Annotated in this window: 23 protein-coding genes and 1 pseudogene; 8 read left to right on the top strand and 16 right to left on the bottom strand. The window is 73.9% G+C overall.

Features of this window, described 5'->3' with window-relative positions:
* Positions 1-114: 114 nt before the first annotated feature.
* From B079_RS32645 to B079_RS0123760, 3 genes are all read right to left on the bottom strand, one after another.
* Positions 115-1500, bottom strand: a complete 1386-nt coding sequence (locus tag B079_RS32645) for a PTS transporter subunit EIIC (protein ID WP_018548350.1) — start codon at positions 1498-1500, stop codon at positions 115-117.
* A gap of 642 nt (positions 1501-2142) precedes the next feature.
* Positions 2143-3063: an N-acetylmuramic acid 6-phosphate etherase gene (gene murQ, locus B079_RS0123765; RefSeq protein ID WP_018548349.1), complete on the bottom strand. Its 921-nt coding sequence runs from the start codon at positions 3061-3063 to the stop codon at positions 2143-2145.
* 63 nt (positions 3064-3126) lie between these two features.
* Entirely contained in the window at positions 3127-4032 is a 906-nt protein-coding gene (locus B079_RS0123760; protein ID WP_026249017.1) for a MurR/RpiR family transcriptional regulator, read from the bottom strand.
* A gap of 316 nt (positions 4033-4348) precedes the next feature.
* Between B079_RS0123760 and B079_RS0123755 the strand changes: the two genes are divergently transcribed.
* Both B079_RS0123755 and B079_RS0123750 read left to right on the top strand, forming a co-directional pair.
* Positions 4349-4714: a hypothetical protein gene (locus B079_RS0123755; protein ID WP_026249016.1), complete on the top strand. Its 366-nt coding sequence runs from the start codon at positions 4349-4351 to the stop codon at positions 4712-4714.
* A gap of 73 nt (positions 4715-4787) precedes the next feature.
* A complete protein-coding gene (locus tag B079_RS0123750) occupies positions 4788-5063 on the top strand; it encodes a DUF4031 domain-containing protein (RefSeq protein ID WP_026249015.1) in 276 nt (91 codons plus the stop codon).
* Between the two features lie 130 nt (positions 5064-5193).
* Here B079_RS0123750 and B079_RS36625 read toward each other — a convergent pair.
* Together B079_RS36625 and B079_RS0123740 are read right to left on the bottom strand one after the other, a co-directional pair.
* A pseudogene (locus B079_RS36625) lies at positions 5194-5910 on the bottom strand (helix-turn-helix domain-containing protein); the annotation flags it as partial.
* Positions 5907-6704, bottom strand: a complete 798-nt coding sequence (locus B079_RS0123740) for a helix-turn-helix domain-containing protein (protein ID WP_018548344.1) — start codon at positions 6702-6704, stop codon at positions 5907-5909. The pseudogene B079_RS36625 and the gene B079_RS0123740, both read right to left, overlap by 4 nt.
* Before the next feature lie 416 nt (positions 6705-7120).
* Between B079_RS0123740 and B079_RS0123735 the strand changes: the two genes are divergently transcribed.
* Positions 7121-7585 (top strand): peptidoglycan-binding protein, encoded by a 465-nt coding sequence (locus tag B079_RS0123735; protein ID WP_018548343.1) that lies wholly within the window; start codon positions 7121-7123, stop codon positions 7583-7585.
* 95 nt (positions 7586-7680) lie between these two features.
* Here the strand turns inward: B079_RS0123735 and B079_RS0123730 are convergent, their stop codons facing one another.
* Both B079_RS0123730 and B079_RS0123725 read right to left on the bottom strand, forming a co-directional pair.
* Entirely contained in the window at positions 7681-8790 is a 1110-nt protein-coding gene (locus tag B079_RS0123730; RefSeq protein ID WP_078496072.1) for a GNAT family N-acetyltransferase, read from the bottom strand.
* Between the two features lie 27 nt (positions 8791-8817).
* Positions 8818-9510, bottom strand: a complete 693-nt coding sequence (locus B079_RS0123725) for an HD domain-containing protein (RefSeq protein ID WP_018548341.1) — start codon at positions 9508-9510, stop codon at positions 8818-8820.
* Positions 9511-9682: 172 nt separating this feature from the next.
* On the opposite strand from B079_RS0123725, the gene B079_RS0123720 reads away from it, so the two are divergent.
* On the top strand, positions 9683-10414 hold the full coding sequence (locus tag B079_RS0123720) for a copper homeostasis protein CutC (protein ID WP_018548340.1): 732 nt from the start codon (positions 9683-9685) through the stop codon (positions 10412-10414).
* A 22-nt stretch (positions 10415-10436) separates the two neighbouring features.
* Here the strand turns inward: B079_RS0123720 and B079_RS32640 are convergent, their stop codons facing one another.
* Together B079_RS32640 and B079_RS0123710 are read right to left on the bottom strand one after the other, a co-directional pair.
* Positions 10437-11003, bottom strand: a complete 567-nt coding sequence (locus B079_RS32640) for an LppU/SCO3897 family protein (RefSeq protein WP_234016855.1) — start codon at positions 11001-11003, stop codon at positions 10437-10439.
* Positions 11004-11434: 431 nt separating this feature from the next.
* Positions 11435-13534 carry a UvrD-helicase domain-containing protein gene (locus tag B079_RS0123710; RefSeq protein WP_018548338.1) on the bottom strand — a complete coding sequence of 700 codons (2100 nt, stop codon included), beginning with the start codon at positions 13532-13534 and terminating at the stop codon, positions 11435-11437.
* Between the two features lie 359 nt (positions 13535-13893).
* Between B079_RS0123710 and B079_RS0123705 the strand changes: the two genes are divergently transcribed.
* Positions 13894-14088: a hypothetical protein gene (locus B079_RS0123705; RefSeq protein ID WP_018548337.1), complete on the top strand. Its 195-nt coding sequence runs from the start codon at positions 13894-13896 to the stop codon at positions 14086-14088.
* A 13-nt stretch (positions 14089-14101) separates the two neighbouring features.
* Here B079_RS0123705 and B079_RS32635 read toward each other — a convergent pair whose 3' ends face one another.
* Both B079_RS32635 and B079_RS0123695 read right to left on the bottom strand, forming a co-directional pair.
* Positions 14102-15817, bottom strand: a complete 1716-nt coding sequence (locus B079_RS32635; protein ID WP_018548336.1) for a DNA repair helicase XPB — start codon at positions 15815-15817, stop codon at positions 14102-14104.
* Positions 15818-15877: 60 nt separating this feature from the next.
* Positions 15878-18391 carry a helicase C-terminal domain-containing protein gene (locus B079_RS0123695; RefSeq protein WP_018548335.1) on the bottom strand — a complete coding sequence of 838 codons (2514 nt, stop codon included), beginning with the start codon at positions 18389-18391 and terminating at the stop codon, positions 15878-15880.
* A gap of 137 nt (positions 18392-18528) precedes the next feature.
* Here B079_RS0123695 and B079_RS0123690 point away from each other — a divergent pair, with 137 nt between their 5' ends.
* A complete protein-coding gene (locus B079_RS0123690) occupies positions 18529-19518 on the top strand; it encodes a hypothetical protein (RefSeq protein WP_018548334.1) in 990 nt (329 codons plus the stop codon).
* 1573 nt (positions 19519-21091) lie between these two features.
* Positions 21092-21727, top strand: a complete 636-nt coding sequence (locus B079_RS0123685; RefSeq protein ID WP_026249013.1) for an HAD family hydrolase — start codon at positions 21092-21094, stop codon at positions 21725-21727.
* Between the two features lie 465 nt (positions 21728-22192).
* Here the strand turns inward: B079_RS0123685 and B079_RS0123680 are convergent, their stop codons facing one another.
* On the bottom strand, positions 22193-22441 hold the full coding sequence (locus tag B079_RS0123680) for a hypothetical protein (RefSeq protein WP_026249012.1): 249 nt from the start codon (positions 22439-22441) through the stop codon (positions 22193-22195).
* Positions 22442-22605: 164 nt separating this feature from the next.
* Here B079_RS0123680 and B079_RS36470 point away from each other — a divergent pair, with 164 nt between their 5' ends.
* The gene (locus B079_RS36470; protein ID WP_018548331.1) at positions 22606-22989 is read left to right on the top strand and encodes a cold-shock protein; all 384 of its coding nucleotides are present in this window, start codon (positions 22606-22608) and stop codon (positions 22987-22989) included.
* A gap of 143 nt (positions 22990-23132) precedes the next feature.
* Here the strand turns inward: B079_RS36470 and B079_RS0123670 are convergent, their stop codons facing one another.
* From B079_RS0123670 to B079_RS0123655, 4 genes are all read right to left on the bottom strand, one after another.
* On the bottom strand, positions 23133-23999 hold the full coding sequence (locus tag B079_RS0123670; protein ID WP_018548330.1) for a 1,4-dihydroxy-6-naphthoate synthase: 867 nt from the start codon (positions 23997-23999) through the stop codon (positions 23133-23135).
* Complete coding sequence (locus tag B079_RS0123665; protein WP_018548329.1) at positions 23989-24702, bottom strand: futalosine hydrolase; 714 nt, start codon at positions 24700-24702, stop codon at positions 23989-23991. Before B079_RS0123665 ends, B079_RS0123670 begins: the two co-directional genes overlap by 11 nt.
* 14 nt (positions 24703-24716) lie before the next feature.
* Positions 24717-25196, bottom strand: a complete 480-nt coding sequence (locus B079_RS0123660; protein ID WP_018548328.1) for a hypothetical protein — start codon at positions 25194-25196, stop codon at positions 24717-24719.
* Between the two features lie 153 nt (positions 25197-25349).
* Positions 25350-26750 (bottom strand): MFS transporter, encoded by a 1401-nt coding sequence (locus B079_RS0123655; protein ID WP_018548327.1) that lies wholly within the window; start codon positions 26748-26750, stop codon positions 25350-25352.
* Positions 26751-26870 lie beyond the last annotated feature (120 nt).

Below are 26870 nucleotides of genomic sequence, written 5' to 3'. Positions count from 1 at the left end.
AACGAGCGGGAGCGCGGAGGTGTTACGGGGGTTCGCCCTGGAGGGGAGGGGCTGGGCACCGGGGGTACGACCGCGCCGTACCCAGCCTCCGGAGGGTACGGCCGCCCCCTCCCCTCACGCCGTCTCCCGAGCCCGTGTCTCCACCCGCGCCGTCTCCACCCCCGCCGCCCGCCGGAAGCCGAAGACATACGTCGTCGCGAAGCCCACCACGTACCCGGTCAGCAGGCCGCCCCCGTAGACAGCCGCAGCCACGCCCGGACCCCGGTTGCCAGTCAGGAGGGGGAAGAGGGCCCAGCCGGAGGGGCCGATGGCCGTGGCGCCGACCTTCGTGCCGAGCATGGCGAAGAAGCCGATGAAGGCGCCGCCCGCCGCGCCGCCCGCGCAGGCGGTGGCGAAGGGGCGGCCGAGGGGGAGGGAGACGCCGTAGATCAGAGGTTCGCCGACGCCGAGGAGGCCGGCGGGGAGGGCGGAGCGGATCGTGGTGCGCAGGGCGGTGTCGTGGCGGAGGCGGAGGTACACCGCGAGAGCGCCGCCTACCTGACCCGCGCCCGCCATGGCGAGGAGGGGGAGGAGGACGGTGTAGCCCTGCTGCTCGATCAGGGTGGTGTGGATGGGGATCAGGGCCTGGTGGAGGCCCAGCATCACCAGCGGGAGGAACAGGCCGCCGAGGAGCAGGCCCGCGAAGGCGCCGGTGGTGGTGAGGAGCCAGTTCGCGCCGGTGCCGAGGGCGGTGGCGACGACTCCGGCGGCGTACATCAGGCCGTACAGCGTGGCCAGGCCCGCGACGAGGACGGTCACCGTGGGGGTGACCAGGACGTCCAGCGCGCCCGGCAGCCTGCCCCGGCACCACTTCTCCACCCGGGTGGCGAGCAGCGCGGCGGCGAGTGCGCCGAGGACTCCACCCTGGCCGGGGGAGAGGTGGACGCCGAACGCGGTCACCTTCTCCACCCCGGGGTAGACGACCACCGCCGCCACCGCACCGCCCAGGATCGGGGTGCCGCCGAACTCCTTCGCCGCCTGGTAGCCGACGAACACCGCGATCAGCGCCATGAACCCGGAGGCGATGGCCGCGAGGGCGGGAGTGAGCCCTGGCAGCCAACCGGCGTTCACGAGAAGGCCGTTGAGCCCCGCGAGTACGCCACAGCCGATGAGGGCGGGGATCAGCGGGACGAAGACGTTCGCCACGCGGCGGAGGATCGCGGGGCCGGTCGGTCTCGCCGGTCCGGGGGTGGCGGCCGGGGTGGTCGCCCGCACCTGCTTCTCCACCTCCGCCGTCACTCCCTCCACCACCCCCGGGCCCAGCACGACCTGAAGCGCCGTACCCCCCTTCCCGATCACCCCCAGCACCCCGGGCAGCTCCCCCAGGGCATCCCCGTCCACCGCCTCAGGGTCGGACACGGTCAGCCGCAGCCGGGTCAGACAGTGGGTCACAGCGGTGACGTTGGAGGGACCGCCGGTCAGGGACAGGATCGAGGAGGCGAGAGCGGAGTCGTTGCGCACGCTTCGAGCCTGCGCGCCGGGGGCGCGCCGCAGGCGGCACGGCACGCGGCTCCACCACCGGAGTCCTCCGGAAGGCGGGGGTGGCCGGGGGCGTCTGCGGGTTCCGGGCGGGTGTCGGCTTCTCAGCCGGTGGGGGCGGGGCGTCGGCTCAGCCGGTGGTGGGCGGGGCTTGCGGGCGAGATCCCGGATGGGGTTCCCCGGGTGGGGCTCCCGAGCGGGGTCCGGAAGCCGGTGCCCCTCAGCCGCCTTCGCGACCATGCACCCGCCCCGCCGTACCCGCCACCCTTGCGACCCCGCGGCCTCGCGCCCGGTGAGTCGCGCGTCGGCTCCCGACGAGGCACCCGGCTCACGCCGTATCCGCGCGTCGCGCGTTCTCGCACGCGGGTGCGTCGATGTGGCCCGCGTTCCGCGTGCGCCGCGTCGGGGACCACCCCCGCATGCGCGGGGACCACTGCGGCTCTTCGGTGAGCCAGTTCTCCACCACGGGACCACCCCCGCATGTGCGGGGACCACGGCTCCAATTGGAGCCACTTCGTTCGAGAGCAGGGACCACCCCCGCATGCGCGGGGACCACACGCTGGCTGCTCGTTGCCGCAGTGGGGCAGGAGGACCACGCAGCCCGCCGCCCGCAGCCGCGCCCCGTCACCTCTCCCCCAACGCCCCCCGCAACCGCCCCCCGGCCTCCTCCAACAACCGCGCTGCCGCAGCCCCGCCCACCCCCGTCAGCAGGATCAGGATCGCGTTCTTCACCTCGCCGTCCGCCTCCGTGAGGGCCCGTTCGACCTCGGCGGCGGACGCCCCCGTCGCCTGGGAGACGATGCGCCGGGAGCGGGCGCGGAGTTTCGCGTTGGAGGCGCGGACGTCGACCATGAGGTTTCCGTAGGTCTTGCCGAGGCGGATCATGGTGATGGTCGAGATCATGTTGAGGACGAGTTTCTGGGCGGTGCCTGCCTTCAGACGGGTGGAGCCGGTCAGGAGTTCCGGGCCGACGACCACCTCGATCCCGTGCTCGGCGGCGGCAGCGAGCGCGCTGCCCGCGTTGCAGGACAGGCCCACCGTCAGCGCGCCGAGCGCCCCCGCGTACTCCACCGCGCCGACGGCGTACGGCGTACGGCCCGACGCGGAGACGCCGAGCACCGCGTCCTCGGGGGTGAGTTTGAGCGCGTCGAGGTCGGCGCGGGCCAGCTCGGGGGAGTCCTCCGCGCCCTCGACCGAGACGACCAGCGCCTCGGGGCCGCCCGCGATCAGGCCGACGACCTGGCCGGGAGCGGTGTTGAAGGTCGGCGGGCACTCGGAGGCGTCGAGCACGCCGAGCCGTCCGGCGGTGCCCGCGCCCGCGTAGATCAGCCGCCCGCCGCGCGCCATGCGGTCGGCGACGGCGTCGATCGCGGCGGCGATCTCCGGCAGGCGCGCGGCCACCGCCGCCGGTACGCCCGCGTCCTCGCCGTTCATCAGGCGGGCGATGTCGAGGGTGGGCAGGACGTCGATGTCGGCCAGCTCGGGGCGGTACGCCTCGGTGGTGAGCGCGGCCAGCTCGGTCTGGAGACGGGGGGAATCGGTCATGGAGGTGCGGCTCTTTCCGGTGGGTTCCCAGGTCTTCCTGCAACGCCGATGATCCGGGCGCGGTCAGCGCGGAGCGCTCCGGTGCCGGTGGGCCAGGGCCTCGTACGACGCGGCGAGGGCGGGCGCCGCGCTGTCGTACGTCCGCTGCGCCACGCCCACGAACAGGCAGTCCACCACGAGGAGTTGACTCGTCCGCGAGGACATCGCGGCGGGCCGCAGCTCGCTCTCGCGCGAGGTGGAGGTGGTCAGCACATGGTCGGCGTACTGCGTCACCGGCGAGTCCGGGCGGCCGGTGATCGCGACGGTGGTCGCGCCGCGCTCGAACGCGACCCGTAGGGGTTCGATCACGTCGCCGGTCGAGCCCGAGTGGGTGATGGCGATCGCCACGTCGCCCGCGCGCAGCTGGACCGCGTTCGTCACCGCGAGGTGCGGGTCGCCGGGCGCGTGGGCGAGCAGGCCGATCCGCAGCAGCTTCTGGGTGAGGTCCTGGGCGACCAGGCCCGAGGCGCCGATGCCGTACACATCCGTGCGCCGGGCGGTCGCGAGCGCGGTGACGGCGGCGCCGAGCTGCACGGTGTCCAGTCCGGCGGCCGTGTCCGCGAGGGTCTGCCGCTCCTCGTAGGCGAGCTTGGCGACCACGTCGGCCAGCGAGTCGTCCACCGCGATGTCGGTCGTGATGGCGGGGGCCTGCCCGGACTCCTGCCGGGCGGCGAGTCCGGCGAGGGCGAGCCGCAGGTCGCGGTAGCCGGGGTAGCCGAGCAGGCGGGCGGTGCGGACGACGGTGGCCTCGCTGGTCCCGGTCAGCTCCGCGAGCCCGGTGACCGTGAGCGCGGCGCACCCGGCCGGATCGCTCGCGACGGCCTCCGCGACGCGGTGCATGGAGCGGGTCATGGAGGGGCCGAGCGTACGCACCTTGGCGGCCAGCGAGCCGCCCGGACTGCCGAAAGTTTCCTTCACGTCCCGGGTCACCTTTGAAAGATATTTTCGGCTCGGCGTTGGGGTCAAGAGCGCGGACAATGGGGACATGGCAGATCCCGCAGAACCCGCAGATTCCGCAGATGCGTCGGAGCCGGTCGAGCCGGTCGAGCCGGTTGAGCCGGTCGAGTCGGCCGGGGCGGCTGAGGCTGGTGAGGCGGCTGAGCTTGATGAGCCCGGTGCGTCCGGTGCGTCCGGTGTGACTGGTGAGCCCCCTGAGGCGGGCGGGCTGGTCGAGCCCGCCGAGGCCCGTGCGGCGGCCGAGCCCGACGCGTCCGCCGCCGCGAACGGCTCCGCCTCCGTCACCCCGCTGGAACAGGCCCTGCACGCCGCCCGCGCCCTCGTCCTCGCCGACCTGATGGCGAGCGACGTCGCCGAGGCCGACGTGGTCTCGCTGGTGGAGGAGTCCCTGTCCCAGCGTCGCTGGTGGGTCGAACAGTGGCCGGAGGGCGCCGACTTCCTCGCCGGGCTCGTCGCCCAGGACGTCCAGGACGCCCTGCTGGAACGCCAGGGCCGCTGGCCCCTGTGCCCCGCGTGCGGCTCGGGCGACCCGCACGCCCTGGACGTCGAACCCGAACTGGGCCCCGACCCCCACTGGGTCTGCCACGAGGCGGGCATCGACGTGGCCCCGGTGGGCCACCTGGGGCACGCCCTGGGCGGGAACACCTCGGCGTGAGGGGCGGTACGAGGGCGCGCGGGCGCGCGAGAGGCCGTACGCCCCACCCCGCACCCCACCCCGCGAGGCGCCCGTGACCGTCTACATAGACCCGCCCACCTGGCCCGGGCACGGACGTATGTGGTCCCACCTGGTCAGCGACGAGTCGTACGACGAACTCCACGGTTTCGCCGCCCGCCTCGGCGTCCCTCGCCGCGCCTTCGAGCGCGACCACTACGACCTCCCCTCCCACCGCTACGCCGACGCGGTCGCCGCGGGCGCGGTGGAGGTCCGCAGCCGCGAGGTCGTACGGCTGCTGCTGGCGGCGGGGCTGCGCAGGCGGAAGGGGAGCGGGTCGCGGCTGCCGTGAGGGGTGCGCGGGGCCGGACCCACGCGTGGAAGCACGTCCGCCGATGGGTCGACGCCGACCGCAGGCACACCCGGGCCGCCGCGACGTCCCGCGCGGCGACCATCGGCGTCGGCACCATCCGTTCGGTGTCGAAGGCCCGCACCACGACCGCGTGGGGCGCCGACCCCTCCGACGGCACGGAGACGCGCAGCTCGTCGCCGACCCCGGAGTGCCAGACGACGGCCCACACCGCCCCGCACGCCCGGCTGTACCGGATCTTCACCCACGTGCCCTCGGGGGTGCTGTGTGCGGAGACGTCCCGGCTGGACGGGCCGCACAGCAGGGGGCTACGACCCGCGCAGCCGTCGCCGTGACAACGGGGAGCCGTATCCGGTGCGGCGGCCCGCTGTCCGTCGCCGGACACACCCCACACCACGCCCGCCAGTACACCTGCCGCCGCCAGGACAACCGCCAGGAGGGTCAAGGCCGTTCGGGCCCTCCGGGGAGCTGGGGTGTCGATCTGTGGAGGGGCCTCCTCGGTCGCGGGCGGTGGTGCCGGGCGGACCGGCGGGGTTTCCGGCGGTGTCGAGCTGAACGCCCGTCCGCTCCAGGCACGTTCCGCCAGCTCCCACAACGCCAGGATGCGCTGCGGCCGTTGACTGGCCAGCCCGCTCAGTTCCTGGACGGCATGGCGCGGTGGCAGTGCCTTGCCGTTGAGGTAACGCTCCCAGGAGGAACGGCTGTACGCCGTGCGCTGCGCGAGCGCGGCCATACTCAGGCCCGTGTGCGTACGCAGGGCACGCAGCTCCTCCGCCAGCCGTGCGCACTCCGGCGCCCGTGCCGCGTCCGTCCGCCGTCGCCCGGTCATGTGCGCAGCACTCCCCAGGTGTGCGCGCCGACGATGCCGTCGACGGCCAGGGGCGGCTGGCCACGACCGGTGTCGAGCCGGTGCTCGGTCTGGAAGCGTTTGACGGCGCTCTCGGTGGCCGGTCCGTAGATCCCGTCGATGTCACCGGGGCTGAACCCCCGCTCGCGCAGCAGACATTGGAGCTCCACCACCGGCCAGCCATGGGTCGACACCTGGTACTCACCGTCGGACGCGGTGCTGTACCCGGCCGTCAGACGGCCGTCCACGCGGTCGACGTGGCAGGGGTAAACCCGGCCGGGTGTCCAGGAGTTCGCGGTGGCAGAGGCGGTGGCGGCGCGTGAGGCGTCCTGCCAGGGGGCCAGGACCAGGAGTACGGCGCCGACGAGGGCCACGGCGAGGGCGGCGGCGATCAGTACGGCCGGGCGCAGCCGTCGGCGGGCGGGTGGTGGTGGCTCTGGGCCGGACGGTGCCGACTCGCCCGTACTGATCGAAGTGGGCGGCGGCTCGGCCGTATTTGGCGTCTCGTCCTGCCGCCGCTCCGGCTCGGCGATCTCATGGAGCACCAGCAGCGTCGCCGGGTCGGCGTCGCACGCCCGGGCCAGTCCCTCGATCGCGGCGTGCGGGGGTATCGCCCTGCCGTTGAGGTAACGCGCCCAGGAGGACCTGCTGTAACCGGTCTTGGTCTCCAGCGCGTGGAGACTGAGCCCGCTGCGGTCCTTCAGCTCTCGCAACCGGACGATCAGCTGCCGCGAGAGCGGGTCGAGCGAGTCGGGCAGCTCTTTCCAACGCGGCATGTTTCCCCCGTGCGCGTCGAGTTCCCGTGGGGCCGCGACCCCCTTGAGGCGATGGCCGGGCTCCCCTTGAGCCGATGATGGCAGCCGGTTCGCCGGGCGCCGTCGGCATCGCGCCATCCGCCACCCGGACGAGTGTCCCCGCCGACCGGGGTTGCCGGTGCGCCCGGACCGTCCCGTGAGGGTGTCAGCGGCGGCTGGGAAATCGCAGGTCAGCGGTGGTGACGTCCCGGGATGGGGTCATCCGGCGAGCAGCCCTGGCCGCCGTACCCGCCGCCCGCCCACAGTGGTCCTGCCGGCCGGGCACCGCGGCTCGACTCGACGAGTGCCGACTCGACGAGCGGCCCCGCCGTGCGCCGTACCGGCGGTCCGGGCGCGTCTCGCGCCGGACGACCTTCCACGCACCACGAGGAGAGATCATGCGACCGAACGCCGTGACCAGGGCGCTCGTCACCGCCGCCGCCCTCGCCGGGCTCGCCGCCGGGGGACTCGCGGAGGCCGGCTCCGCACTGGCCGCGCCCGCCGCGCCCGCCGCGACGACGGTGAACTCCCAGCAGGCCGCCGCGCGGGCGGTGAACAACCTCGGCCTGAGCGCCGCCGAGGCCAAGGACGTGCAGCGCTGGCTGAAGCGCGGCGGCTGGGGCTACCAGGGCGCGATCGACGGCCAGTTGGGCCCTGCCAGCTGGAAGGCCCTGCAGCGGTTCCTGCGCTACAACAAGTACTACTCCGGCCCGGTCGACGGCATCGTCGGCACCGGCACCGTGAAGGGAATCCAGCACGCGCTGAAGGCCCTGCACTTCTACAGCGGCGCCATCGACGGGATCGCCGGTCCGAAGACCCGGGCGGGCTTCAAGAAGCTCGCGCACGCGGCCAGGAGCTGGTGACCCCGGCGGGGAAGCGGGGGAAGTGACGGCACCGGCCCGGGCGGAGCAGCGCCGCTCGGGCCGGTGCCCGCGCGTGTGACCAAGTGGACCCGGACCTACGACTGTTCCTCGTTGACGTACAGCCGCAGGTCCTCCGCCATCCCGTGCCGCTCGCGCGCCTCCCGCTCCTCCTCGGGTGTCGCCGGGCGGAAACCGGCGCGGGTGAGGACGCGCTGCGAAGGGATGTTCTCCGGCTCGACGGTGGCGATGACCGTGCGCACGTCGTCGCGGGCCAGCGCCCAGGCGGTGAGGGCGCGGGCGGCTTCCGTGGCGTAACCGTGGCCGCGGGCTTCGGGGACGAGGTCGTAGCCGATCTCGACACGGCCGTACGCGTCCGGCGGCCCGTGGAAGCCGATGCCGCCGACCGCGCGGCCGTCCTCGGCGCGGACGAGCGCGAAGATGCCGAACTCGGGCCGGTGCAGGCCCGCTTCGTACGCCTTGACCAGGAAACCGGCGGCCTCCCGCGTGCCCTCGTAGGGGCCGCTGCCGAGCCAGTCGAAGCCGCCGTCGCCGCCGAGGCGCAGATCGCGGGCGGCGGCGGGGCGTACGCCGGTCAGGGTGAGGCGTTCGGCGGGGAGGGCGAGGTTGTTGCGCCAGCGCCACGCGGTGACCGGCGGGCGGCCGGGCAGCTCGCCCCGGCCGGTGGCCCACAGCAGGGTCGGCCAGGCGTCCGGGCCGGGCTGGACGTGCGGGAACAGCCAGTTCAGGACCGTGTCCGCGAGGTCGTCGGCGGGCTCGTACGGCAGACCGAGGCCCCGGGTGATGTCGTACGTGTGCAGCAGGACCTCCGCGACACCCATCGCGGCCATGCCCTCGCGGTCGGCGCTGCCGAAGGGGTACGGGTGGTACGCGCGGGCGCCGGGCGGCGCGGTGGTGACGGTGGCCGCGAGCAGGGCGCCGGTCGTCTCGATGACGTGCAGCAGCCCGGCGTTGTCCGTGCCGGGGTCCAGGGTCAGCTCGAAGGGCACGTAGGCGTCGCGCGCGCCTCCGGCCAGGTTGGCGGCGTAGGACACGAGGTCGTCCGCGACGTGGGTGGCCGTGGCCCGGCAGTCCCAGTCCAGGCCGGCCGCCGGCACGGTGCTCCAGTCGCGGTCCACCGCCGGGCGCAGCGCCGCCACGCATCCGGCGACAGCCTCGGTCACCCGTTCCCCGTTCATCGGTCGCATGAGGCGAACCCTAGGGGGCCGGGCAGGTCAGGGCGACAGCATTTCCAGCTCGCCGCCGAGGTTGTAGCGCGCGGTGGCCTCCCAGTGCTCCTGCCCGTAGGGGGTGTGGAACAGCCTCGGCAGATCCAGCAGTTGGCGCAGTACGGCCGAACGGCCTTCGCGGAAGGCGTCGTTGGGGACGAAGTGGTACTCGTCGCGGATCTCCGCGGTGTACGCGGCGTACGCGGACGGCGGTGAGGCGAGGATCGCGAGGTCGGCGTCGCACAGCACCTGGCCGTTGCGGTCGCCCTCGGCCGGGTCGTGATCGGTGGTGAGCCGCACCAGCCGGGCCACCTCGGCGGTCCTCTCCTCGCTCAACCCGGCCTCGGCCAGCGCCCGTTCGGCCAGCCGCGCCGACCGCTCCTCGTTCTCCGAGCGCTCCGGCAGATACACGGCGTCGTGGAACCAGGCGGCCAGCCGCACGAGGTCCGGGTCGTCGGCGTGCTCCGCGAGGAGGTCGACGCGGTCGAGGACGGCGGTGAGGTGGTCGAGGGTGTGGTACTTGCGCTGGGGCTCTTGCCAGCGGGTGAGGAGGTGGTCGGCGTAGGGGGTGGGGTCGGGGGTGCTCTCGGGGTCGGCGTCGGGGGTGGTGCCGGGGTCGGCGTCGGGGGCGCTCTCAGGGGCGCGGGCGGCTTCGAGGGCGCGGGTGAAGCGGGTGCGGAGGGCGTCGAGGTCGGGCATGGGGTGATTCTCTCGCGGCGGATCGTCACCGATGGGGAGCCGGGTTTCACACCGGGTGGCGGTGTCGAACACCTTCGGGGGTGGCGTGGTTACAGCGCGGTGTCCTTCCGACGTACCCTGAGATTGGACTAGACCTGTGCCCGGCTCAGGGGCCATCGACGGAAGGGGTCGCATGAGTGAGCGTGCAGTCCTGGAGGTGATCGCCCTCGATGTCGAGGACGCGGTGGCCGCTCAGGCCGGAGGCGCGGACCGGCTGGAGCTGGTCACCGAGATGGCGGCCGACGGGCTCACCCCGGCGCCCGCCGTCGTCGCCGCGATCCGGGACGCCGTCGGGATCGACCTGCGCGTGATGCTGCGGCTGTCGGACGGCTTCGCGGCCGGGGACGTGGCGCGACTGGTCCGGGTCGCGGGCGAGCTGCGGGACGCGGGCGCGGACCAGTTCGTGCTCGGCTTCCTCGATCCCGTGGGGGAGGTGGACCTGGCCGCCGTGGAACGCGTCGTCGCCGCGCTCGACGGCAGCCCGTGGACCTTCCACCGCGCCATCGACCGCGCCGCCGACCGGGACGCCCTGCGCACGACCCTGTCAGGGTTGCCCGGACTCGACACCTACCTCACGGCGGGCGCCCCCGGAGGGGTCGACGACGGTCTCGGCACGCTCCTGACGGAGGCCGCCCACACCGGCCGCCCCGGCTACGAGCCCCGCATCATGGTCGGCGGCGGCCTCCGCCTCGATCACGTCCCGTGCCTGCGCGCCGCGGGCGTCGACGCCTTCCACATCGGCGGCGCGGCCCGCCCCGAGGGCTGGCAGGGCCCGGTCTCCGCGGCGGCGGTGGCCCGCTGGCGGGCCGAGCTGGACGGGGAGACGGAACGGGTCGGCGCGGCCGTGAGCGGCGCCGGTGACTGACCTGCCGATGTGCTGACTTCGGCTACTGGTCCGCCGCGTCCAGTGGCCGGAGGCACAGCACCGTCACGCCGTCCGTGCTGTATCCCGGGTCCGCCAGATAGTCGCCGGGACCGCACGTGTCGTCCGACTGGTAGAGCACGCGGTACTGCGCGGCGGAGGAGTCGCAGGGCACCGCGCTGAGGTCCTGATCGGTGACCGTGCCGTCGTTGTGCACGCACGAACCGGCCGTCAGCGGCTGCGGTTTGCCCGCGTCCGTCGCGGCGCCGATGATCGCCAGCAGCGGGACGGCGAGCACCAGCAGGGCCAGCAGCGCGAGCGGGATCAGCGCGACGACGCCCTGCGGCCGACGGAACACCGGGCGCCCGGGGTCCAGCGGGGGACGCGGGCCGAACGCGACCGGCTCCGGCAGCTTCCTGATCCGGGACAGCGCACCGAGGTTGATCAGCAGGACGATCGGCGTGACGACGGCCGACAGCGGTCCCCACCACCCCGCCACCAGCGTGTTCGCCTGCAGGTCCCGGAACACGGCCAGCCCGCACGGACGGCAGAACACCCCCTGCCGCCGCAGCGACCGCATGATCACGATCATGCCCTGATGCCCCCGGACGGTCACCGGCCCGGCGGGCGCGGCCCCGCACACCTGACAGGCACCCTGACCCGCCCCGTAGGGGGAGGACCCCGCCGGGTACGCCGCCGGTCCGGGGACACCCTGATACGGCGGCGCGGGGGCCTGGGGGTACGGCGGCGGGGCGGCCACGTGCGCGTACGGCCCGGGAGCCTGCGGGTAGGGCTGCGGCGGCTGCGGGTGAGCCCCCGGCGGCTGCTGGTACGGCCCCGGAGCTTGCTGATACGGCCCCGGTGTCTGCGCGTACGGCCCCGGCGCCCCCGGATACCCGTAGGGGCCGGGTGCGCCCCCGGCTCCGTGCGGATACGACGGCGGGGCGGGGGAGGCAGGAGGCGGCGGCGCGCTCAACGGAGGCCCTTCTGCGGGAAGATGACGTTCGGACAGACGCGGCAACCCTATCCAGCCAGGTGCGCGGGCAGCGCGGCCGTGTGCGTCACGATCAGGCCCGACACCGCACGCGTCAGGGCGACGTACAGCCGCCGCAGCCCGGTGCGTTCGTCCGGCTCGCCGTCCACCACCGCCTGCGGCTCGTCCAGCACCACGTAGTCGTACTCAAGTCCCTTGGCCAGCGAGGCCGGTACGAGGGTCAGCCGGGTCTCGCGGGTGGTCTCCTCGCCCGGCGCGAGGAAGCCGATCCCGGCCGCCGTCAGCGCCTGGGCGAGCGCGGGGATCCGGGCGTCGGCCGCGATGAGACCGGTCGAGCCCTCGTTGCGCAGCAACTCCGCGCAGGCGGCGACCACTTCGTCCGTACCCTCGGCCGGACGCACCTCGAAGAAACCGGGGTTCTCACGCACCGAGGCGACCGGTGTGAGCCCGGGCGCGATGTGCGGCAGCAGCCGGGAGGCGTACGTGATCACGTCCGTCGGTACACGGAAACCGGCCGTCAGCTCCTCGATCACGCCGTCCGCCTTGCCGAGATGCCCCAGCGCCTCCTCCCAACTCCGCGTCGCCCAGGGCGTGGTGCCCTGCGCGAGGTCGCCGAGAACCGTCGCGGAACCGGTGGTGCAGCGGCGCCCCACGGCCCGGTACTGCATGGGGGACAGGTCCTGCGCCTCGTCCACCACGACATGGCCGAGCGAGGACGTGCGCTGGATCAGGTCGGCCGCCTCGTCCACCAACACGGCATCGGCGGCAGACCACTTGGCGGACTTCACACTGCGCACCGGCTTCGCCCAGAGGATCGCCCGCTGCTCGTCCTCGTCCAGGAGGCCCGCCGCGTGCTCGGCGAGGAACGCCTCGTCGGTCAGCAGCCGCAGCACCAGCTTCGCCGGATCGACCTGCGGCCAGAGCGACTTGACGGCCGCCTTGACCGCGCTGTTGCGCGCGACCGCGTTCTGCACCCGGTCGTCCGGGGCCTCTCCGGCCCGCTCCATCTGGACCAGGACCGCGTGCGCGATCCGCTGCGGCAGCGCCTCGCGCGCGGCGCCGTAACGGATATCTCGCGCCAGCAACTCCCGGACGATCTCCTCCAGTTCGTACGCCGCGACCCGCCAGCGCCGCGAGCCGCGTACGACGAGCACCTGCTCGGTCGGCATCGTCACGTGCGAGTACAGCGCCCGGCGCAGCACCTCGGCCAGCCGGGCGTCCCCCTTGATCACGGCCGCGCGGGCGTCGTCCGTGCCGCGCACCTCCACGTGCGCGACCAGGTCGTCCACGGTGGCCTGCTGCACGGTCAACTCGCCAAGGGCTGGGAGGACTTGCTCGATGTAGTGGAGGAAGGACCGGTTCGGTCCGATCACCAGCGTGCCGGTGCGGGCGAGGCGTTCCCGGTGGGCGTAGAGCAAGTAGGCGACGCGGTGCAGACCGACGGCGGTCTTGCCGGTGCCGGGTCCGCCCTGCACACAGACGGTGCCGCCGAGCCCGCTGCGGACGATCTCGTCCTGCTCGGGCTGGATGGTCGCGACGATGTCGCGCATGGGGCCGACACGCGGTCGCTCGATCTCCTGCTGGAGCAGCTTGCTGGTGGCCGCCGCCTCCGCCGGGTCCGACAGATGCTCGTCCTCGTACGCGGTCAGCTCACCACCGGTGTAGCCGAAGCGGCGGCGCAGCGCGATGTCCATCGGGTCCTTCTTGGACGCGCGGTAGAACGGCTGCGAGACCGGCGCGCGCCAGTCGATGACCATGGGGTCGCCGTCGGCGTCGTGCACATGGCGCCGCCCGATGTAGAACAGCTCGCCCTCCGCGCCCTCGGCCTGCTCCACACCGGGTGCGTGCAGATAGTCCAGCCTGCCGAAGAACAGCGGGGTGTCGCTGAGGTCGGCCAGCGCCTTGATCCGTTCGTCGATCTGGCGGGCGAGCACCGCCGCGTTGACCCAGTTCGCGGTGACGTCCTCGATGTTCAGCGACTGGGCGTCCTCGCGCATGGCGCGCAGGGCGGCGCGGGACGAGGCGAGGTGGGCGCGCTCGCGGGCCAGGGGGTTGTCGGGCGTGTCGTGGCTGTGGGGCGCGGCGGGTACGTCGTGGGCGGCCAGCGGGTCGTGGGCGGTCGCGGACAAGGGTGTGCCTCCGGATGGGCCTGCTGCGTGGCTGTGGCGGTGCCGTCCGGTTGCCGTCCGGACGGCGGCACTCCGAGGTGGAGGCGGGCAAGAGCGGAGATTGTAGAGGGGGTGGAGGAGCGGGGGCCAATGGGTATTCGGCTGGTCGGGGGTGCCGGGCGGGGCCGGGGCGGCGCCCGAGGGCGCCCGAGGGCGGTGGCGGCTGGGTTGCGGGGGAGGCGTGGTGATGCTGCGGCCCCTAGGGGGCGCAGCCCTCCGGGTGGAGGGGTGGATCTCCACCTGTGGGTCCAGAGGACGGCCCTTGAAGACCCACCCGTGAGCCGATACCACTCCGATGGCGGAAGTCTCACCATGGAGACATGAGCGCAGCAGCCATCCATCCCGTCCACTCGCTCCAGGCCCGGCCGCCGAACGGCGCCACGGCCCTCGCCGGAGCGTCCCACCGCCACCCGCTCGGCGACGCCCTGCGCGCGATCAAGGTCTACGCGCAGGCCGCCTTCGGCGTGGTGATACTCGGGGAGTACGGCGAGGAGGCGGGCGTCCGCCGCAGATGACGCCTCGCCCCTCCTACCCCTCGGCCGCCTCTTCCGCCGAGGTCTCCGGAGAGGTCTCCGGCGCGTCCGCCGCAGGGTTCTTCGCGGTCACCTCCGCGAGGATGTCGTCGGCGTCCGCGATCCGGTAGGCGTACCCCTGCTCGGCCAGGAACCGCTGGCGGTGGGCGGCGAAGTCCTGGTCGATGGTGTCGCGGGCGACGACCGAGTAGAAGTGCGCCCGGTGCCCGTCCGCCTTGGGCCGCAGCACCCGGCCGAGCCGCTGGGCCTCCTCCTGGCGCGAGCCGAAGGTGCCGGACACCTGGATGGCGACGGTGGCCTCGGGCAGGTCGATGGAGAAGTTGGCGACCTTCGAGACCACGAGCACGCTGATCTCGCCCTCGCGGAAGGCGTCGAACAGCTTCTCGCGCTGGGCGTTCGAGGTCTCGCCCTTGATCACGGGCGCGTTCAGATGCTCGCCCAGCTCGTCCAGCTGGTCGATGTACTGCCCGATGACCAGGATCTGCTGCCCGGCGAACTTGCGCACGATCGCCTCGGTGACCTTCCGCTTGGTGGCGGTGGTCGCACAGAAGCGGTACTTCTCCTCGGTCTCGGCGGTCGCGTAGGCCAGCCGCTCGGAGTCCGTGAGGTTGACGCGGACCTCGACGCAGTCGGCGGGCGCGATGTAGCCCTGCGCCTCGATCTCCTTCCAGGGCGCGTCGAACCGCTTGGGCCCGATCAGGGAGAACACGTCCGACTCGCGGCCGTCCTCGCGGACCAGCGTCGCGGTCAGCCCGAGCCGCCTGCGCGCCTGGAGGTCGGCGGTGAACTTGAAGACAGGAGCGGGAAGCAGATGCACCTCGTCGTAGAGGATCAGTCCCCAGTCGCGGGAGTCGAAGAGTTCGAGGTGGGGGTAGACGCCCTTCCGCTTGGTCGTCAGCACCTGATAGGTGGCGATGGTGACCGGCCGGATCTCCTTCTTCGTCCCGCTGTACTCGCCGATCTCGTCCTCGGTGAGCGAGGTCCGCCGCACCAGCTCGTGCTTCCACTGCCGGGCGGAGACGGTGTTGGTGACGAGGATCAGCGTGGTCGACTTGGCCTGCGCCATGGCCCCGGCCCCGACCAGCGTCTTTCCGGCGCCGCAGGGCAGCACGACGACACCGCTGCCGCCGTGCCAGAAGTTCTCCACGGCCTGCTTCTGGTACGGCCGCAGCGCCCAGCCGTCCTCGTCCAGGTCGATGGGGTGCGCCTCGCCGTCCACGTACCCGGCGAGGTCCTCGGCCGGCCAGCCCAGCTTGAGCAGGGTCTGCTTGATCTGACCGCGCTCGGAGGGGTGCACGGCGACCGTGTCCGGGTCGATACGGGCGCCGACCAGCGGGGCGATCCGCTTGGACTTCAGCACCTCCTCCAGCACCGGCCGGTCCGTGGTGGAGAGCACGAGCCCGTGCGCGGGGTGCTTGGTGAGCGTGAGCCTGCCGTACCGGTCCATCGTCTCGGCGATGTCCACCAGCAGCGCGTGCGGCACCGGATACCGGCTGAACTGCACCAGCGCGTCCACGACCTGTTCGGCGTCGTGCCCGGCGGCCCGCGCGTTCCACAACCCGAGCGGCGTCACCCGATAGGTGTGGATGTGCTCCGGCGCCCGCTCCAGCTCGGCGAAGGGCGCGATGGAGCGACGGCAGTCGTCGGCCCGCTCGTGGTCGACTTCCAGGAGCAGAGTTTTGTCGGACTGGACGATCAGCGGACCGTTCACCTGATGACTTCCTTCCGCACGGCCAAACCTCCAGTGTGCCCGATGTGTGAAGGAAGCGGGTCAGTCCTCCGCCAGCTCGGCCACTCCGGTGATCCGGTGCAGGGGGTAGGTGCGGACCTCGTCGGCCGTGTGGTCGTACGCGGTCACGAAGCCGCCCTCGACGCGGATCGGGGCGACGACGCGCTGGCTGGCGGCGCCCTCGGCGTTGACGTAGCCGATCCAGACGGCGTCGCCGGTCAGGACGGCGGCCTGGAGAGTGGCCAGGGTGTCGGCGGGGCCGGTGCGGGGCAGTTCGCCGCCCGCGAGTTCGGTGCCGGTGCTCTTGCGCGGGGCGGTGGCGGCCAGGTCGCCCGCGCGGATCGCGCGGATCGCCGCCGTCAGCAGCGTGGCGTCGGGCGGCGGCGGACCGTCCGGCACCGGGTCGGGCGCGGTGCGCGGCGGGGTGCGGTGGGCGTCGGCGCGGGCGATCAGCACATCGCCCTCGGCGGACTCGGCGGCGGGGGCGTACCCCATCCCGCGCAGCCCCTCCAGCAGGGTGGCCGGGTCGCACGGGGCGGCCAGCACGGTCGGGGCCAGTCGGCGCAGGCGCAGGGCGGCGGCGCGCTTGTCGGCCAGGATCTCGTTCAGCACGGCGTCGTCGTCGCAGCGGACGTAGGACGAGGCGGCGCCGACCCGGAGGTGGCCGTGGCGGCGGGCCACGTCGTCGATCAGATACGCGAGCGGTTGCGGAACGGGGGTGCGGGAGTGTTCGGCGAGGAAGACGTGCAGGTCGGCGGCGGTCTGCCCGGCGTCCAGGGCGCGGCGCACCGACCCGGGGGTGAAGCGGTACACGGTCGCGCCGCCCTTGGACTCCACGTCCGCGAGCACCCCGAGCACGTCCGCGAGGGGCCGCCGCAGCGGGCCGGGCGCCACCGCCGTCAGGTCGGCCTGGAGCAGCACGTGGTCGAGGGGTTCGGGCAGGAGCGGGGCGAGCAGGCGGGCGGCGGCGGAGGTGGCGGCGGCCTGTTCGGTGGGGGAGAGGGGATCGCTCCCGGGGCCGGGGGCGTCCGCCGAGCCGAGGGCGTCCGACCTGGTGCCCTCCGCGTTGCCCACCTGTCCCAGCAGGGCGCGGCCCTGGCCGGAGAGGGCGCCCCGGCCCGTGACGCCGAGGGCTTCGGACTCCGTGAGGGTCCAGCGGGCGAGCCGGGTGCGCAGGTCCTCGGTGCTGGCGCGCTGGGGTCCGCGCAGGGGCCGTTCCCAGCTCAGCCGGGCGAGCACCGCCTCGGCGGACGGAGCGCCGCCCTCCGGGAGCCCGGCGAGCAGGGTCAGCACCCGGTGCCGTACCTCGGGCGCGGCCGAGCGGTCCAGGCCCGGGCCGAGCGCGGAGAGCATGCGGTCCTTGGCGTCCCGGCCGCCGATCAGCCCCGCCGTGCGGGTGGCCGTCAGCCAGGTCCCGGCGAGGTGGGCCCAGCGCTCGGCGGGGGGCAGCTCCCGCCAGGTGTCGTAGGCGGGGGTGGGGGCGTAGCGCTCGTCGGCCTCGCCGTCGGAGGCGAGGAGACCGGCGGCATACGCCAGTTCGATCCAGAAGGCGGCCACGGGCTCGGACAGATCGAGGGCGACGGCGGTGCGCTTGAGGTCGCGCTGGCTCAGACCGCCCGCGCGCAGGACGGCGGGGCCGCCCTGGTCCCAGGACTTCAGCAGTTCCTCGACGGTGGAGAGGGCGGTGAAGGCCTGTCCTGCGGCGGTGGCGTCGACGACCGCCGGGCTGTGGGTCGCGGCCGGTTCGACGGCGGGCGGCAGCGGCTCGGGCGCCCGGTGCGCGCGGCCCCCGCGCAGATGCAGGGCGACCTCGCGGGGCAGGACGACGGTGCCGGGCGCGGTCGGCAGCAGCAGCCCCCGGTCGAGCAGCCAGCGCAGATGGGCGGCCGGATCGGCGGTGACCTGGCCGTACGGCGGCCCCCACACCAGCCGGGACAGCACCTCGCGGGCGGCCTCCGGGGCCCCGTCGAGCAGCTTGGCCATCTTGTCGCGCTCGGTGAACAGCGCGGTCAGCGCGGTGACGGCGGACACCGAGTCATGCGTGGAGCGGAGCCCGGCGGTGGCGACGATCTCCTGCATCCGCCCCGGCGACATGCCCGAGGTGGCCTCCCGTACGGTCGGGCCGAGCCCGGTGGGGGAGGGGTGCTGGGGGGAGGGGGCGAGCAGTTCGCGGGCGGTGCGCACCAGGCGCAGCCGGTCGTCGTCGCCCCAGACCAGCGCCTGCTCGCGCAGGGAGGCGACGGTACGGGGCAGCGCGGCGGCGACGGCTTCGTCCCCGGCGTCCCCGGCCAGCAGCCCGAGCAGGGTGTCGTACGGCGCCGGGTCCGGGGCGACGGCCAGGGCCTGGGCGGTCTGGAGGGCGAACCGGTCCAGCCGTTCCAGGGCGCGCAGCACCGAGGCGCGGGTACCGGCGCGGGTGGCCAGCTGGGTGAGGTCGCTGGGCACGGGGGTGATGAGGTCGGGTCGGCCACGCAGCAGCGCGGCCAGCGAGGCGTCGTCCCGCGCGCGGAGCGCCTCCGCGAGGGACCGGGGGGTTGAGGGGGCCTCGGGGCTCATCTGACCCACGGTAGCGGCTGCGGCCCCGGCCTGGCCCCGGCCCCCCGACACCGTGCCCGAGCCGGTACGTCCCGGTGACCGCCCGCTGCGCTACCTTCCTCACGGGGTTTCATCGCCGTTGCCCCGGAGGGGTTCCGTTGGGGATCGAGAGCGACCAGGTCGTCTACGAGTATCTGAGCCGTGTCGGAGACGTCGCGCAGCAGCGGCAGTTGCCGTCCGCGACGCGGATGCGGCTGGTGTCCGAGCTGCGCAACGAGATCGACCGGCACCGGGCGAAGACGACGGTGGACTCGCCCGCCGCCGTCCGGCGCATCCTGGACCGGCTCGGCAGCCCGGACGAGGTGGTGGCGTCGGCGGGCGGCGCCGGGAGTGTCCCGCGCGGCCCGGCCACGGCGGTCCCGCTCCAGCGCGACCCGGACCCGGAGCCGTCGAAACGGCCCAAGGGGCTGAAGTCCCTGCGCGGTACGTTCCCCGGCCAGCGGCCGTCCGCCCCCGAGGCACCGGCGCCCCGGCCGCAGGTTCCCTCCCCGCCCCATCTCGCCTCGGCCGACGAACTCGGGGACTCCGTCACCCGCCCGGACTGGTGGCGTGTCGACAACAGCCCCTTCGGCGCGGCGGCGGCCGACTCCGTCCCCGGGTTCGTCGGCGGCGTGGAGATCCCCGAGCTGCTGAGGCGCCCCCCGGCGGAGCCGGAGGCCAAGCCCGAGCCGACCGAGGAGGAACCCGCCCCGGACCCGGAGCCCGCCCCCCGCGCCCGCTTCCTCCGCCTCCTCCCCCGTGGCCCCGCCACCGGCTGGACCAACCCCCTCCTCCTGCTGGCGGCACTCGCCCTGGTGGCGGGCGCGGTCCTGGGCAACTGGTTCGTCCTGATCCTCGGCTGGCTCATCGCCTACGGCTCCCGCCGCCTCACCCCGGCCGAGACCAAATGGGCCGTGATCATCATCCCGGCCCTCTCGATCGCCACCGGCACCCTCTGGCTCTGGGGCCGCCACACCAACCACTGGGGCACCCCCCTCCCCTCCGCCCACCTGTCCGCAGCCATCACAGCCACCTGGCCGTGGGTGGTCCGCGGAGCGGCACTGGCATCGGCGGCGTTCCTGGTATGGCGATCCCAACGCCAACGGTGAGCCGTCCGGCGGTTCGCGGGGATACGGCGCGGCCGGAACCGGGACAAGGCGCGGCCGTAACTGAGACCAACTCCCCCGCCGCACACCCCGGGGCCCGCCCCACGCCAAGAAGCTGGGACCTGACCGGCCCCGGACCGACCCGCCCCAGCCAGCTCTGCCGGTCTTGCTCGGCCCGGCCTCACCTGGACCTGCCCTGCCGGGCCATGTCCTGCCCAGATGCTTGACTCCTCCCGGCCCCGGCCCCGGCCCGAACTGACCCGGCCATGCCTGGCCATGGCTGGGCCCGCCCTGCCCGGCCCGGACCCCCTTGGCCGCTGTCCAGTCGGGGCCGGACCTCCGTTGCCCTGCTTGGCTGCGCCCGGACCCCACTCGGCCCGGCCCCGGGTGCGCTCGGCCTGGGCCCGCTCGGCTCGGCCCGGACCTGCTCGGCCTGGCTCGGACCTGCTCGGCCTGGCTCGGACCTGCTCGGCCTGCTCGGACCTGCTCGGCCTGCTCGGACCTGCTCGGCCTGCTCGGACCTGCTCGGACCTGCTCGGCCTGCTCGGCCTGCTCGGCCTGCTCGGCCTGCTCGGCCTGCTCGGCCTGCCCTGCGTGGCTCGGATCCATCTGACTCCGCCCGGATCAGCACCGGCCGCCCGGTCCGGCTCGGACCCACTCCGCCTCGGCCCGCTCAGCTCGGCCCTGCCTTGCCTGCCTGGATCCGCGCGACCCGGCGCGGCGCGGCTTCGCTCTGCCCGGCTCCTCGGACCCGCTCGGGCTTGCCCTGCCGGGCCCTGACCGCCCGGACCTGCCCGGACCGGCTCGGACTCCGCCCGGTCCCGCTCGGTCCGGCCCGGCCTGGAACCGCTCCGCCTCGCCAAGCCTCGCCTGGACCTTGCCCTGCCTGGCTATGTCCTACCCGGACGCTTGCCCCTCCCTGACCCCGGCCCGGCCGAACCCGCCCGGCGTTGCCTGGACCCCGCTCGGCTCGGCCCGGACCCGCTTGGCCGGTGTCCAGCCTGGGCCGGACCTGCCTTGCCTAGCTTGGCTGCGCTCGGCCCGGCCCATTCCGCCCGAACCCTCGGAGCCTCGGCTTGGGCCCGCGCGGCTCCTCGGAACGGCTCGACTCGGCCCGGCTGGGACCTGCCCTGCTCTGCTCCGCCCGGCGCGCCCTGCTCGGATTTCCCCTGCGTGGCTCGGACCCGCCTGACCCCGCCCGGTCCGGCTCGGACCCGCTCCGCCTGGGCCCGCTCAGCTCGGCCTGCCTTGCCTGCCCGGATCTGCTCGGCTCGGGCTCGACTTGGCCTGGCTTGGACCTGCCCGGCTCGGCCCGCCCAGCTCGGACTTGCCCTGCCCGCTCGGCCCCGCCTGGCCCGGCCCGCTCGGACTTGTCCTGCGTGGCTCGGGCCTACCTGACCTCGCCGGGGCCGGCTCGGGCACGCTCGGTCGGGCCTGTCTTGTCTGGCTGGAGCCGCTTGGCGCTGACCAGCCCCGCTCGGGCCGGTGGGCCCCGCATCGATCCGTCCGGGCGGGTCCGCGGCTCGGCCGATGGCCAGGTGGTGGGTGCCCGGAGGGCAGGCGGCACAATGGGCCGATGACTGCGCGCCCTGTCCCCGTTCTCACTGTCGGGTTTGATCTCGACATGACGCTCATCGACTCGCGGCCGGGGATTCGGGCGTGTTACGTCGCGCTGTCCGAGCGGACGGGGGTGTACGTGGACGCGGATCTCGCGGTGACGCGGCTGGGGCCGCCGCTGGTGGAGGAGTTGGGGAACTGGTTCCCGGCGGAGCAGGTGCCGGGGGTGGCGGAGCTGTACCGGGAGATGTACCCGGAGCATGCCGTCACCGCGACGCCCGCCATGGCCGGGGCGCGGGAGGCGATCGAGGCGGTGCGGGCGGCCGGGGGCCGGACGATGGTCGTGACCGCGAAGTACGAGCCGAACGCCAAGCTCCACCTCGCCCACCTCGGCATCCAGCCGGACGTGGTGGTCGGTGACCTCTGGGCCGAGCAGAAGGCGGAAGCGCTCCGCGAGTACGGCGCGCAGGTGTACGTCGGTGACCACGTGGGCGACGTCCGCGGTGCCCACGCCGCCGACGCCTTCTCCGTCGCCCTGACCACCGGCCCCTGCGACCACGCCGAACTCACCGCGGCGGGCGCGGATGTGGTCCTCCCCGACCTCCACGCGTTCCCGGCGTGGCTGGAGTCCCACGTGGGGACGCGGCGCGGCTGAGTTCCGCACCTCGGAATTGCTCCCCGGCCTCCCCGGTCTGAGCGACCCGGCGCGGATCTCCGGCGCGGGCTGAGCGATCCCCGGCCAAATCCCCCGCCCGAGCCCAGCTCAAAACCCCGCGCCGCCCCCCTACTCCGGCCCAGCTCAAACCTCGAGCCGACCTCCACTCTGGCCCAGCCCAAACCTCAAGCCGACTTCCACCCCGGCCCAGCCCAAACTCCGAGCCGACCCCCACTCTGGCCCAGCTCAAACCCCGCGCCGACTCCCACCCCGGCCCAGCCCAAACTCCGAGCCGACCCCCACTCCGGTCCAACTCAAACTCCGTGCCGCCCCACGCCCCGGCCCAGCCCAAACTCCGAGCTGAACCCACTCCGGTCCAACGCAAACTCCGCGCCGAACCACGCCCCGACCCAGCTCAAACCCCGCGCCGAACCCCACCCCGACCCGGAGCCCCCCGGCCAAGGCCTAGCGCAGCGTCCTCGCCTGTCTGCGGCCCGCCGACGCCGACCGCAGTACCCCCGCGCCCGCCAGCAGAAAGCCGACGGCCATGAGCATGCTGAGGCCGAACATGTAGGTCGGAAAGGGTTTGGCGCCGAGAAAGAGGGGGGTCACCGTGACCAGCGTGGCCAGGGCGCCGAGGAAGAACACGATGACTCCGGCGCGGATCAGTCCGTCACCGGGCCCGGCGGAATTCGTTTGGGTTTTGTCACGCACCGGACCAGGGTAGTTCCCAGCGCAAGGGAACAACCGGGCGACGTCTTGTCAGCCGCTCACAGACCATTAGCCTTGGTGTCGGCGGGTCAGGGACGACCCGCTCTAGTGCTATCCAGAGCAGTTTCCGAGCAGTTTTCCCGACGAGTACGAGGACGAGGACAGACGTGCCTACCGGCAAGGTCAAGTGGTTCAACAGCGAGAAGGGCTTCGGCTTTCTCTCCCGCGACGACGGCGGTGACGTCTTCGTGCATTCCTCGGTTCTCCCCGCCGGAGTCGATTCACTCAAGCCGGGACAGCGCGTGGAGTTCGGAGTCGTCGCCGGTCAGCGCGGCGACCAGGCGCTTTCCGTGACCGTTCTGGAGCCCACCCCGTCCGTCGCCGCCGCCCAGCGCAAGAAGCCGGACGAGCTGGCCTCGATCGTGCAGGACCTGACGACCCTCCTGGAGAAGATCACCCCGCAGCTGGAGGGCGGCCGTTACCCGGAGCGCACCGCGGGCAAGCGTATCGCCGGCCTCCTGCGCGCGGTCGCCGACCAGCTCGACGTCTGACCTGACCTCAGTGATGTCCGGCCTGATCTCCGCGAGGTCCGACCTCCACGACGGCAGACGTCCCTGACCAGCGGACGCCCCCACGACACCCGCCCCCCGGGACGTCCACCCGCAACCGCCCCTCCAGCGAAGCGACCCACCCCCTACGGAAACGCCAGCGCCCCCGGCCCGAGCGGCGGTACGAGCCCTTCGGCCGCCGCCCGGGTCAGCAGGCCGCGGATCGCTGCGTACCCGTCCTCACCGAGGTCGGCGGTGAACTCGTTGACGTACAGCCCGATGTGCTGGTCCGCCACCGCCGGGTCCATCTCCTGGGCGTGCGCCATGACGTACGGCCGGGAGACCTCCGGGTCGTCCCAGGCGGCCCGGACGGAGCCGCGGATGGCGTCCGCGAGCCCGGTCAGGGTCTCCGCGCCCAGCGACCGCTTGGCGATGATCGCGCCGAGCGGGATCGGCAGCCCGGTCGTCCGCTCCCAGTGCTCGCCCATGTCGGCGAGCTTGTGCAGCCCGTACTCCTGGTAGGTGAACCGCGCCTCGTGGATGACGAGCCCGGCGTCCACCTTGCCGTCCCGCACGGCGGGCATGATCTCGTGGAACGGCATCACCACGATCTCCCCGACCCCACCGGGCAGGGTGTCCGCCGCCCACAGCCGGAAGAGCATGTACGCGGTCGAGCGCTCGCTCGGCACCGCGACCGTACGGCCCGTCAAGTCGGCTCCCGCCTCCCGCGTCAGCACCAGCGGCCCGCAGCCCCGGCCGAGCGCGCCGCCGCAGGGCAGCAGGGCGTACTCGTCGAGGACGTACGGCAGGACGGCGTACGACACCTTCAGCACGTCGAACTCGCCGCGCTCGGCCATGCCGTTGGTGATGTCGATGTCCGCGAAGGTCACGTCCAGCGCGGGGGCGCCGGGGACGCGGCCATGGGCGAGGGCGTCGAAGACGAAGGTGTCGTTGGGGCAGGGCGAGTACGCGATCTGCAGCGGCGCACCGGCCGCCGGGGATTCACTGGTCATGCGGGTTCCAACTCTCCAGGACGGGCGCGATCTTCCCGAAGCCCTCGGTGAGGGCGGCGAGCGCGTCGCCGATGCGCCAGGCGGCGCGGTCGCGCGGGCCGACCGGGTTGGACACCGCGCGGATCTCCAGCACGGGCACCCCGTGCGCGGCGGCGGCCTCGGCCACCCCGAAGCCTTCCATGCCCTCGGCCAGGGCGCGCGGATGACGGGCCCGCAGCTCGGCGGCGCGCGCGGCGGTGCCGGTGACCGTGGAGACGGTCAGGACGGTCCCGGCGCGGGCACCGGTGGCCTCGGTGATCGCTCGTACGGCTGATTCCGGCGGCACGTGATTGACGGTGCCGAAGCCGAGTTCGGTGACCGGCAGGAAGCCGTCGGCGGTCTCGGCGCCCAGGTCGGCGACGGTGATCGCGTCCGCGACGACCAGCGAGCCCACGGGGGCCTCGGGCAGGAAGCCGCCGCCGATCCCGGCCGAGACGACCAGCCGGTACGGGGTGCCCGCCAGGGCCGCTGCCGTCAGCGCGGTCGCGGTGGAGGCGGCGGCGAGCGCGGGGCCCACCCCGGCGGCCAGCAGATCGCACCCGGCGGCCGTACGGACCACGGAGACGCCCGGCAGGCGCAGTTCCCCGGCGGTGCCCGGAAACGCCCGTGCCACCGCGTCCCGTTCGGCGGGGACGGCGGTGGCGACGAGCACGCGGGCGTTCATGGCGGGAGCCGGGATCAGGAGTCGGACTTCTTGACCTTGAAGCTCCACAGGCCCTTGGCGGCCTTCTCACCCATCTGGACGGACACGGTGTTCGTGTTGCCCTGGGTGCCGTACTGCGCGTTGAAGAAGGCGCTGCTCGGGATCGTGCGGTACGTCTTCTTGCTGGCGTCGGTGAACTGGCGGCCGTTCACCAGCAGGGTCCAGCCCTCGTCCGCGATCTTCGGGTCGACGCCGATGCGGACCGTGCTGTCCTGGTCCACGTCGATCGACTTGATGTCGTCGGCTTTCTTGGCGCACTTCGCCAGGGACTGCGCGTCGAGCGCCTTGCCGTCGTTCCAGCAGACGGCCTCGGAGTTGACCGAGCTGTCGCCGACGGTCACCGTCGCGACGGGCGTCGGCTTGTCACAGGCCGACAGGACGAGCAGTCCGGCGGAAACGGCACCGGCGACGGCGACGGCGCGGCGGCGTCGCGAGCGGGATTGCAGCGAGGTCATGGCCGAAGGCTATCGGGCACCCCGGCGGCGACCCCCAAGTGGGGTACGGCGTGCCCGGTTCGTTACGACGACAGGCCGCCGACCGGGACGGCCCAGCGCACCCGGTACGGCCCGCAGCGCACCCGGTAAGGCCCGCCGCCCCGCGACACGCCCTCACACCACCCGCGCCCGCGCCCGCCCCCCGTGCCGCGCCGACGCCAGCAGCCCGCGCAGCGTCGTCACCCATCCGGTGGCCACGATCAGGGCGGCGATCGAGAGGCCGAGGGTGCCGTTCAGGGGCAGCACGATGCCGATGGCGCCGCCGAGCACCCAGGCCATCTGGAGCAGCGTCTCGGAGCGGGCGAAGGCCGAGGTGCGCACCGCCTCCGGCACGTCCCGCTGGATCAGGGCGTCCAGGGACAGCTTGGCCAGGGCCTGCGCGAACCCGGCGACGGCGGACAGACAGGCGACCAGCAGGGCGCCGAAGAACGCGGCGGCCAGGATCGCCGTACCGAGCGCCACGGCCACCACGGTCACGATGATGACCTCCGGCGCGCGGGACTTGAGCCACGCGCCCACGGCCGTGCCCAGCGCGTTGCCCGCGCCCGCCGCCACGCCCGCGATGCCGAGCGAGAGGGCCGCGCTCTCGCCGGTCAGCGGGTGTTCGCGCAGCAGGAAGGCGAGGAAGAAGATCAGGAATCCGGACAGACAGCGCAGGGCGGCGTTGGCGCCGAGCGCGTGCGTGACGGCCGTACCGACCGAGCGCAGTCCCGGGCGCCGGGCGCGCTGCTTGCCGCGCGACCCCGGCAGGCCCGAGGCGTCGGCCGAGAGCAGCGCCACGCCCTCGCCCTTGGCCGAGTCCACCTTGTGCGGCAGCGTGAACGACAGGACCGTACCCGCCACGAAGATCACGAAGGCGCCGTACAGCGGCCAGGGGTCGCCCACCATTTGCAGGCCCGCTCCGATGGGTGCGGCCACACCGGTGGCGAGCAGTCCGGCCAGGGTGACCCGGGAGTTGGCCTTCACCAGCGAGAAGGCGGGCGGCAGCAGCCGGGGCACGACCGCGCTGCGCACCACGCCGTACGCCTTGGAGGCCACCAGGACGCCGAGCGCCGCCGGGTACAGCTCCAGGGCGCCGGTCGCGACCGCCCCCGAGATGACCAGCGCGAGCAGCGCGCGGGCCAGCATCGACGCGGCCATCGCGGCGCGGCGGCCGTGCGGGAGGCGGTCCAGGAGGGGGCCGATGACGGGGGCGAGGACGGTGAAGGGCGCCATGGTGATGGCGAGATAGAGCGCGACGCGCCCGCGGGCCTCGTCGGTCGGCACCGAGAAGAACACGGTCGAGGCGAGCGCGACGGTGATCATCACGTCTCCGGCGCCGTTCACCGCGTGCAGCTCGATCAGCTTGCCGAGCCCCGACTCGCCCGCGCCGTGCGCGTGCGTCGCCCGCCGGATGCCGCGCGCCGTCCCGGTCACCGGCAGATGCAGGGCACGCCCGACCGAGCGGACGACACCGCCGACGCGGCCCGAACCGCTGCCACCGCTCCCCCTGTCCGTGGCTGCCACGAGCTTCATACTGCCCCGAGGAGACGGGACATGTGCGTTTTGCGGCCGAGCGAGTTGATCGGCGTTCCCGGGTGGCGGACCCGCCGCGGAAGCGGTACGAGGGTGCCGCGCGGCCTGTTCGAGACGTCT

Source organism: Streptomyces sp. LaPpAH-108, assembly GCF_000373625.1.
Taxonomy (GTDB): Bacteria; Actinomycetota; Actinomycetes; order Streptomycetales; family Streptomycetaceae; genus Streptomyces.
The sequence above is the reverse complement of the archived record's forward strand: the minus strand, read 5'-3'. Positions and strand labels throughout refer to the sequence as shown.

Excerpts from the sequence above, each read along its gene's own strand:
- murQ (WP_018548349.1), bottom strand. The coding sequence starts at position 3,063 with ATGACCGATTCCCCCCGTCTCCAGACCGAGCTGGCCGCGCTCACCACC.
- B079_RS0123740 (WP_018548344.1), bottom strand. The coding sequence starts at position 6,704 with ATGCCGCGTTGGAAAGAGCTGCCCGACTCGCTCGACCCGCTCTCGCGG.
- B079_RS0123735 (WP_018548343.1), top strand. The coding sequence starts at position 7,121 with ATGCGACCGAACGCCGTGACCAGGGCGCTCGTCACCGCCGCCGCCCTC.
- B079_RS0123730 (WP_078496072.1), bottom strand. The coding sequence starts at position 8,790 with ATGCGACCGATGAACGGGGAACGGGTGACCGAGGCTGTCGCCGGATGC.
- B079_RS0123725 (WP_018548341.1), bottom strand. The coding sequence starts at position 9,510 with ATGCCCGACCTCGACGCCCTCCGCACCCGCTTCACCCGCGCCCTCGAA.
- B079_RS0123720 (WP_018548340.1), top strand. The coding sequence starts at position 9,683 with ATGAGTGAGCGTGCAGTCCTGGAGGTGATCGCCCTCGATGTCGAGGAC.
- B079_RS32640 (WP_234016855.1), bottom strand. The coding sequence starts at position 11,003 with ATGATCGTGATCATGCGGTCGCTGCGGCGGCAGGGGGTGTTCTGCCGT.
- B079_RS0123705 (WP_018548337.1), top strand. The coding sequence starts at position 13,894 with ATGAGCGCAGCAGCCATCCATCCCGTCCACTCGCTCCAGGCCCGGCCG.
- B079_RS0123695 (WP_018548335.1), bottom strand. The coding sequence starts at position 18,391 with ATGAGCCCCGAGGCCCCCTCAACCCCCCGGTCCCTCGCGGAGGCGCTC.
- B079_RS0123685 (WP_026249013.1), top strand. The coding sequence starts at position 21,092 with ATGACTGCGCGCCCTGTCCCCGTTCTCACTGTCGGGTTTGATCTCGAC.
- B079_RS0123670 (WP_018548330.1), bottom strand. The coding sequence starts at position 23,999 with ATGACCAGTGAATCCCCGGCGGCCGGTGCGCCGCTGCAGATCGCGTAC.
- B079_RS0123665 (WP_018548329.1), bottom strand. The coding sequence starts at position 24,702 with ATGAACGCCCGCGTGCTCGTCGCCACCGCCGTCCCCGCCGAACGGGAC.
- B079_RS0123660 (WP_018548328.1), bottom strand. The coding sequence starts at position 25,196 with ATGACCTCGCTGCAATCCCGCTCGCGACGCCGCCGCGCCGTCGCCGTC.
- B079_RS0123655 (WP_018548327.1), bottom strand. The coding sequence starts at position 26,750 with ATGAAGCTCGTGGCAGCCACGGACAGGGGGAGCGGTGGCAGCGGTTCG.